This window comes from Leuconostoc sp., from assembly GCF_965300815.1.
This window is the reverse complement of record NZ_CBDKZH010000070.1, coordinates 1-7,065: the sequence shown is the minus strand read 5'-3', so window position 1 is coordinate 7,065 and position 7,065 is coordinate 1. Positions and strand designations below refer to the sequence as shown.

Sequence of the window (7,065 nt, the reverse complement as noted above, 5' to 3'; positions counted from 1 at the left end):
ATATATATATTTAAAAAGTCATCCCACCCCAAAAAATCGGCTGAACACGCAGTATCATGGTGCTTTTAAAACGAGGCTAAAAACGCTGATTGGTGAAAAATACCCCGCAATTCCGATATAAAACATGATTTATTTAATATTTTTGTAACATTGGTGCGAAATTTTGTTACATTGCTCAACGCTTTTGTCAAATAAAAACGCCACCTCATTAATTTGAGGTGACGCTAATACGTACTAAATTTTATAGTTCTTGTTCAAAATCAGCTGGTGTATACAACTTCAACCAGTTACTGAAGATGAATTGTGCAATAAATCCGGCAATGATTGGAATAATAATCCAAGCAATCAAAGCTGTAAATGGATTAATGAAGTGGTTCATCACGTTTGCTGGAATTGATGGATCCTTCACCATTGATTGGATTGGTGAAACTAATCCAATGTAACCGAATCCGGCAGTTGTTGGTGTCCCTTGAATGTTGAACAACGCAACTGGCACGGCAGAGATAGCCGCTGCCAGCATGAATGGTAGCATGGTTACCGGCTTAGCAAAGACAGATGGCATCATACCCTTCATGGCACCTAGCGCAATCGCTACTGTGACACCAGGCTTGTTAACACGCCATGAGTTAATCAACAACACAATTGTTGTGGCCACAACACCCATTGCGGCAGCACCAGAACCGATACCTGACAATGAAATAGCCAAAGCAATACCAACAGTTGAAACAGGTGTAATAATGATAATTGAGAACGCCATGGCAATCAACATAACCATTGGAATTGGTGCCAAACGTGTGAACGTTTCAATCAAGTTACCAATCCAAGTTGTGACAGCCCCAACGTAAGGTGCAATCATCTTACCAAACAAACCAACACCACCACCGATGATGATTGGGCTCAAAATGATGGCAACAGAACCAAAGCCCTTCAAGTAACGGGCAACTAACCATGTCACAAAGACTGCAACGGCTGCCACGATCATGGCATTGATCACATCACCAGCGCCGCTAGCAATGTAGATATTACTTGGCGCAATTGTCTTAGCCCCTGTAATTGGGTTCACAAAGCCAGTTGGTACTTGCGCCCACTTGATTGAACCAGATGCTGCAGCTGTTGCAATTGCCACAACCCCAACATCCAAACTCTTCATCTTAAATTGCAAGGCAACCGCCAAACCAATCAAAACGGGGATGAATGATGTGAACAACGTCAAAATTGCGCTGAGATCTCCACCAAATGTGGTTGTCCCCAAACCAGAATATTGAATGATGTACTTCATTACCGCAGATGGTAACACACCAATCAAAATACCTTGCGCTGAACCAGACAAAACTTTAAAGAAGAAATCCTTCAACTTAAGTTCTGTATCACCACTAAATGTTACTGGGGCATTTTCCACAGCCTTACGAGCGTATTCTTCATTACGTAAGTCTTGTGAATCTTTTGAAGCCCACTTTTGGCCTTCTGATTTAATCGTCATAATTTCCCTCACCTAAAATTACAGCAATCCCTAACTGTATTGCTAAGTTTTTTCCATCAAAATTTTACTACGTGCCATACCGTGACACAAAATGACATAAGAAAACCCGCGGCTACTGCGGGTATTCCTGTGTTTAGTACTTCACAGCATTTGCAGGTGTTTCACCCTTGGCAAATGCTACGGCAGCATCAAATGATTGATGTACCATTTCACGCACAGCGTGCGTTGTATAGAATGCTGTATGTGGTGTCACATAAACATTTTCACGTGAGATCAAGTCATCCAAACGCTTGTCTTCCAAACCGTTTTCTGACCAGTCCTTGTTGAAGACACCAACTTCGCCTTCATAAGTATCCATTACGAAGCCAAACAACTTCTTTGAATCCAATGCGGCAACAACGGCGTCTGTATCAACCAACAAACCACGAGAAACGTTAACCAAGACTGCGTCATCCTTCATCTTAGCAATTGTTTCTGCATTGATCATTTGATCATTGACACCTGGAATGTGTGGTACGTGCAATGACACGACGTCTGATTGTTCAAGCAATTCATCCAATGTGTCAACGTAAACACCTTCAGCTTCAAGTTCTGGGTTGCGGTAAACATCATAAGCGACAACCTTTGCCCCGAAACCTTGCATGATTTCCAAGAAGACACGGCCGATGTGACCTGTTCCAACAACACCAACAACTTGGTCACGCACTTCACGACGGATTGTTGGTTCCCAACGCAAATCACGCTTTTGCACTTTGTTTTCCATCACCTTAGCTTGTGACAACAAAGCAGCAACTTGGATGGCTGCATGTTCAGCAATCGCGTTTGGTGAGTAAACTGGGACGTTTGAAATGTTGAAGTCCAAAGCCTTTGCTGTTTCAAAGTCAATGTTATCTGTTCCAACATTACGCAAAGACATGTTTGTCACACCAGCTTCTGCCAATGCCTTCAATGTTTCAGGCGTATAGTCTAATTGTTGATAAACAACCACTGAATCTGACCCCTTAGCCAAAGCGGCTGTTTCTGGTGTCAAAAGTTCTTGGGTGTAATCAACTTCAACTTCTGGATGAGCTGACTTCCAATCTTCTAACGCTGGCTTTTCGTCATTACGAACACCGTAAGCAAAAATCTTCATAATATCCTCCAAAAATTTTATTACTATCTTATTTTACCCTATATTGTGCATATTTGCACGTGAAAGTATTAATTTAATGAGATTATTATATTGCACGCATTACCGTGAAATCCTGATGATATTACATCTCATTTTACCTGATCAAGTTCATTTCTAGCTAATAAAAAAGCTAACCGCAACTCACAAAGTTATCGATCAGTTTTCTCATCATCACTTGACAACTGGCTTTTCCCCAGATTTCGTCAAAATACCGTCAATAAAGCCGTACTCCAACGTTTCTTCAGCGCTCATCCAATAATCACGTTCTGTATCATGTGCAATTGTTTCCAAGTCTTTGCCAGACGCATCGGCCAAAATACGGTTCAACTTTGCCCGTGTTTTCGTCAATTGTTCAGCAATAATGGCCATATCTGTTTGCTGAGTACCACCAGCAGCACCACCCATTGGTTGGTGAATCAAGTATTCAGCATTAGGCAACATGAAACGGTGCCCTTTTTCACCAGAACTGGCAATAATTGTTCCCATTGAGGCCGCCAAGCCCATCACAATAGTTGTCACCGGTGCCTTAATAAAGTTCATGGTATCGGTAATTGATAGCCCAGCAGTTACTGAGCCACCAGGTGAATTGATATACATTGAAATTTCTTTCGTTGGATCTTGGGCTTCCAAAAATAACAATTGGGCAACAATTGAAGTTGCCATGCTATCTTCGATTTCGCCTTGTACCAAAACAATACGATCTTTTAACAAACGTGAAGGCAAGTCATAGCTTTCACGGCCGTTTGCTGTTTGTTCAATAACTCCTGGCCACATAGTTGTTAAGCTCCTTTTCATGGTCCCAGTTTACCATCCCCACCAACAGGTGGCATGATAAACTGGTCAATTATGTGTCACTCGATGTCAGTACCGAGTCACTAAGACTATTTTAGCACAAACACAGTTAGAGTGCTAAAATTTGTTTTACAACTTCGCTAAGTCAAACGGTATCTCATCTTTGATCATTTGTTCTAGTTCTTTTAACTTCCGCATGCGATGATTCGCCCCAGATTTACTAATTTCTAGATAGTCTCCCAGTTCAGCTAACGAGGCATCTGGATGCTCTAAACGGGCTTTAGCGATATCGCGTAACTTTTTAGGTAACAAATCTAAATCCCCAATCGCATTGGCAATAAATAGAATCTGTTGCACTTGTTTGTTAGCCGCATCCGCTGTTTTTTGCATATTTGCCATTTCGGCATTCATCATGCGATTGACCGAATTGCGCATATCACGCATCATACGGATATCTTCAAATCGCAACATGGTCTGAGAAGCCCCAATCAGCGACAAAAAATCCACAATCTTTTCCGCCCGCTTAAGATAGACAATAAAACCGCCCGCACGATCAGTAATTTTAGCAGGCAAGTTAAATTCTTGCATCATTTGCAACATTTTTTCAGCGAGTTCTTCGTGGGTTGTAAAAATTTCTAAATGATAATTGGCTTTTTCTGGCGAGTTCACTGAACCAGCCGCCAAAAAGGCCCCACGTAAAAAGGACCGTCGCTTATCCTTTTGGTTTAACAGCCGGGCCGGGATTTCTGGATGTAACCCAAAGGGATCAACCCCTAAATCAGCCAACACTTCCTCAACCTGTGTCTTCAGCAATACACCATAGGATTTATGCTGTGATAAATAACTGTGATCAGCCATCGTCACTTCAACCACCACGCCGTCATAATTTTGCGTTAACAACGTGTAAATACGGCGCGCAATCGCGGCGTTTTCAGTTTTGACAGACACGGTTTGGTCAAAGCCCAGCGTACTGACACCATTCATACGCATTAGGGCCGATAATTCTGCTTTAGCGTTACCATCATGAACCAGTAACCCTGTTAATTCTTTTTTGACATCAGCCGCGTATGACATATTTTCACTCCAAAATTTGCATCAATTCTGCCATGATTTTATCGCCATCATGGAACGCCCCGGCATCACGCAACTGTAGAAAGTCTCCAGCAATTTCTTGCGCGCCCTGCACAGCAACAGCGGCAGGGTCTAATTTCACTTGGTTAGAAATTTCATGCCATTTTTGAAAATCAACGAAATCATCAGGGACAATCGCATCGTTGGCAATCACGTAATCAATCACTGGTGCCCCAATATGAGCATTTAAGGCTAACAAATGCTGGGCATCTGTGTAAGCATCTGTTTCACCTTTTTGCGTCATAATATTTGAGATATAGACTTGCTTGGCAGCCGTTAATCGTAATGCTGTCCGTACTTCCGGCACCACCACATTGGGTAGAATTGAGGTAAATAAACTGCCTGGTCCATACACAATCATATCAGCGTCCAAAATCGCCTCAACGACTTCTGGTGCAGCTCTAGGGATATCCTGTGAGGCATCACGGGTGACCCAAACATGATCGATTGTCTTGTGCGCTTTTGTAATTTCGGACTCACCGGCCAAAATGTTGCCATCTTTAAATTCCGCGTGCAAAACTAGTGGCTCATTCGAAACGGGGTAAATACGGCCCCGCACTTTCATAAAGTCTGCCAGGTGCTGCACAGCATCAAAAATGCTATCATGCATTTCAGTCATGGCGGCAATAATCAAATTTCCCACCGCATGCTGGGCAAAAAAATCGTCTTTGGCATCAAAACGATATTGCATGACTTGTTTGATGGCCGGATCCACGTCTGACATTGCCACTAAGATGTTGCGAATATCACCAGGGGGCACAATATTAATGTAATTACGTAGTAGACCACTTGATCCACCATCATCCGCAACCGTGACAATAGCGGTTAAATCGATACGTTCTTTAACAAGCGGTTTAATAATGACGGGTAATCCTGAACCACCGCCAATGATCACTATTTTTGGTTTATTTGGCATATTTCCAATTGTTCATACTACCTGATACCATCTGAGACCAGCGACACAGCAGCAGTCGCAGACGGGTAGTCAACGTCTTCACCTTCCTTGATTTCTTTTCATTATCTCACATTTTAGCATGATAGTTGCAATTTTTCAGATTTTTGGTATACTTATTATATGTAAGTAAGATTGCTAGTATGCTTGTGAGCATACCGTCCCTATTTGCAAATACAAACAAATTGGAGATCTCATCACATGACAGAAAAATTAGATATTGCTTCAGCAGCACGGAAGTTAAAGAGCCCAAATATCAAAACACGCAAGCGTGCTTTGAAGGCTATTCACGACTTAGATAAGCAAAAGAAAGCATCACGCTAATCGTCATTAAAAGCCCACTGTTCTGAGAACAGTGGGCTTTTTTCTGTTATTAATTTACTGCCCGCGCCAAATCACGCGTGATAATTTCTTTAAGATATTTACCCGTGTAAGATGTGGCATGCGCCATCACCTTTTCAGGCGTTCCAGTGACCAAGACGTTCCCGCCACCTTCACCACCTTCTGGTCCCATATCAATAACCCAATCAGCTGATTTAATCACGTCTAAATTGTGCTCAATCACCACGACAGTATTTCCCGCCTCAACAAGTCGTTCCAAAACGACCAGCAAACGCGCAATATCATCGACATGAAGACCAGTTGTTGGCTCGTCTAAGATATACATTGTTTTACCGTTGGTGCGTCGGTGCAATTCTGAGGCAAGCTTCATGCGCTGGGCTTCCCCACCCGATAGGGTCGTCGCCGATTGGCCCAACTTGATGTAGCCAAGGCCGACGTCCACAATCGTTTGTAACTTACGGGCAATTTTGGGAATTGGGGCAAAAAAGGCTAGTGCCTCTGTGGTTGACATGTCCAAAATTTGTGAAATGTTATGCCCTTTATATGTCACTTCCAACGTTTCCGTATTATAACGTGTGCCGCCACAGACTTCACAGGTCACGTAAACGTCAGGCAAGAAATTCATTTCAATTTTAATCACACCGTCGCCACGGCAATTTTCACAACGACCACCCTTGGTATTAAATGAGAATCGGCCTTTGTTGTAACCCCGCATCTTAGCTTCGTTCGTCTGCGCAAACAACTCACGAATATCATCAAATACACCGGTATAGGTTGCCGGATTAGAACGTGGCGTGCGCCCAATTGGTGATTGGTTGATGTCAACAACTTGTTCAATGTTGTCAACGCCTTCAATCGTGCGATACTTCCCCGGCTTTTCTGAATTATGATTTAACTTCTGCTTTAATGCGCGCTTCAAAATTTGGTTTACCAGTGTTGATTTACCAGAACCCGACACTCCTGTCACGGCCACAAATTTGCCCAAAGGGAACTTGACCGTCACGTTTTTCAGGTTGTTTTCTTGCGCCCCTTTAATCGTAATGGCCTGGCCATTACCCTCGCGACGCTGAGTTGGTACTGGAATAAACTTTTTCCCAGAAAGATACTGACCCGTAAGTGAGTTTGGATTAGCCGCTACTTCCGCTGGCGTCCCAGTCGCGACAATTTCGCCACCCAAGGTACCCGCACCAGGGCCGA

The 7,065-nt window shown here is 43.1% G+C and carries 7 protein-coding genes; 1 reads left to right on the top strand and 6 read right to left on the bottom strand.

Annotated elements, in window-relative coordinates:
* Positions 1–241 precede the first annotated feature (241 nt).
* The 5 genes from ACW12G_RS05545 to ACW12G_RS05525 form a co-directional block, all read right to left on the bottom strand.
* Positions 242–1,480: a PTS transporter subunit IIC gene (locus tag ACW12G_RS05545; RefSeq protein ID WP_146976355.1), complete on the bottom strand. Its 1,239-nt coding sequence runs from the start codon at positions 1,478–1,480 to the stop codon at positions 242–244.
* Between the two features lie 133 nt (positions 1,481–1,613).
* A complete protein-coding gene (locus tag ACW12G_RS05540) occupies positions 1,614–2,612 on the bottom strand; it encodes a D-2-hydroxyacid dehydrogenase (protein ID WP_455647464.1) in 999 nt (332 codons plus the stop codon).
* Between the two features lie 210 nt (positions 2,613–2,822).
* On the bottom strand, positions 2,823–3,425 hold the full coding sequence (locus ACW12G_RS05535) for an ATP-dependent Clp protease proteolytic subunit (RefSeq protein WP_010001192.1): 603 nt from the start codon (positions 3,423–3,425) through the stop codon (positions 2,823–2,825).
* Positions 3,426–3,572: 147 nt separating this feature from the next.
* Complete coding sequence (gene whiA, locus ACW12G_RS05530; protein ID WP_019040415.1) at positions 3,573–4,517, bottom strand: DNA-binding protein WhiA; 945 nt, start codon at positions 4,515–4,517, stop codon at positions 3,573–3,575.
* A 4-nt stretch (positions 4,518–4,521) separates the two neighbouring features.
* Positions 4,522–5,490: a gluconeogenesis factor YvcK family protein gene (locus ACW12G_RS05525; RefSeq protein WP_010004213.1), complete on the bottom strand. Its 969-nt coding sequence runs from the start codon at positions 5,488–5,490 to the stop codon at positions 4,522–4,524.
* A gap of 237 nt (positions 5,491–5,727) precedes the next feature.
* On the opposite strand from ACW12G_RS05525, the gene ACW12G_RS05520 reads away from it, so the two are divergent.
* On the top strand, positions 5,728–5,850 hold the full coding sequence (locus tag ACW12G_RS05520; protein ID WP_186727231.1) for a putative metal homeostasis protein: 123 nt from the start codon (positions 5,728–5,730) through the stop codon (positions 5,848–5,850).
* 49 nt (positions 5,851–5,899) lie between these two features.
* Here ACW12G_RS05520 and ACW12G_RS05515 read toward each other — a convergent pair.
* The coding region (locus ACW12G_RS05515) for an ATP-binding cassette domain-containing protein (protein ID WP_455647463.1) at positions 5,900–7,065 on the bottom strand (1,166 nt) is incomplete at its 5' end.

Excerpts from the sequence above, each read along its gene's own strand:
- ACW12G_RS05535 (WP_010001192.1), bottom strand. The coding sequence starts at position 3,425 with ATGTGGCCAGGAGTTATTGAACAAACAGCAAACGGCCGTGAAAGCTAT.
- whiA (WP_019040415.1), bottom strand. The coding sequence starts at position 4,517 with ATGTCATACGCGGCTGATGTCAAAAAAGAATTAACAGGGTTACTGGTT.
- ACW12G_RS05545 (WP_146976355.1), bottom strand. The coding sequence starts at position 1,480 with ATGACGATTAAATCAGAAGGCCAAAAGTGGGCTTCAAAAGATTCACAA.
- ACW12G_RS05525 (WP_010004213.1), bottom strand. The coding sequence starts at position 5,490 with ATGCCAAATAAACCAAAAATAGTGATCATTGGCGGTGGTTCAGGATTA.
- ACW12G_RS05540 (WP_455647464.1), bottom strand. The coding sequence starts at position 2,612 with ATGAAGATTTTTGCTTACGGTGTTCGTAATGACGAAAAGCCAGCGTTA.
- ACW12G_RS05520 (WP_186727231.1), top strand. The coding sequence starts at position 5,728 with ATGACAGAAAAATTAGATATTGCTTCAGCAGCACGGAAGTTAAAGAGC.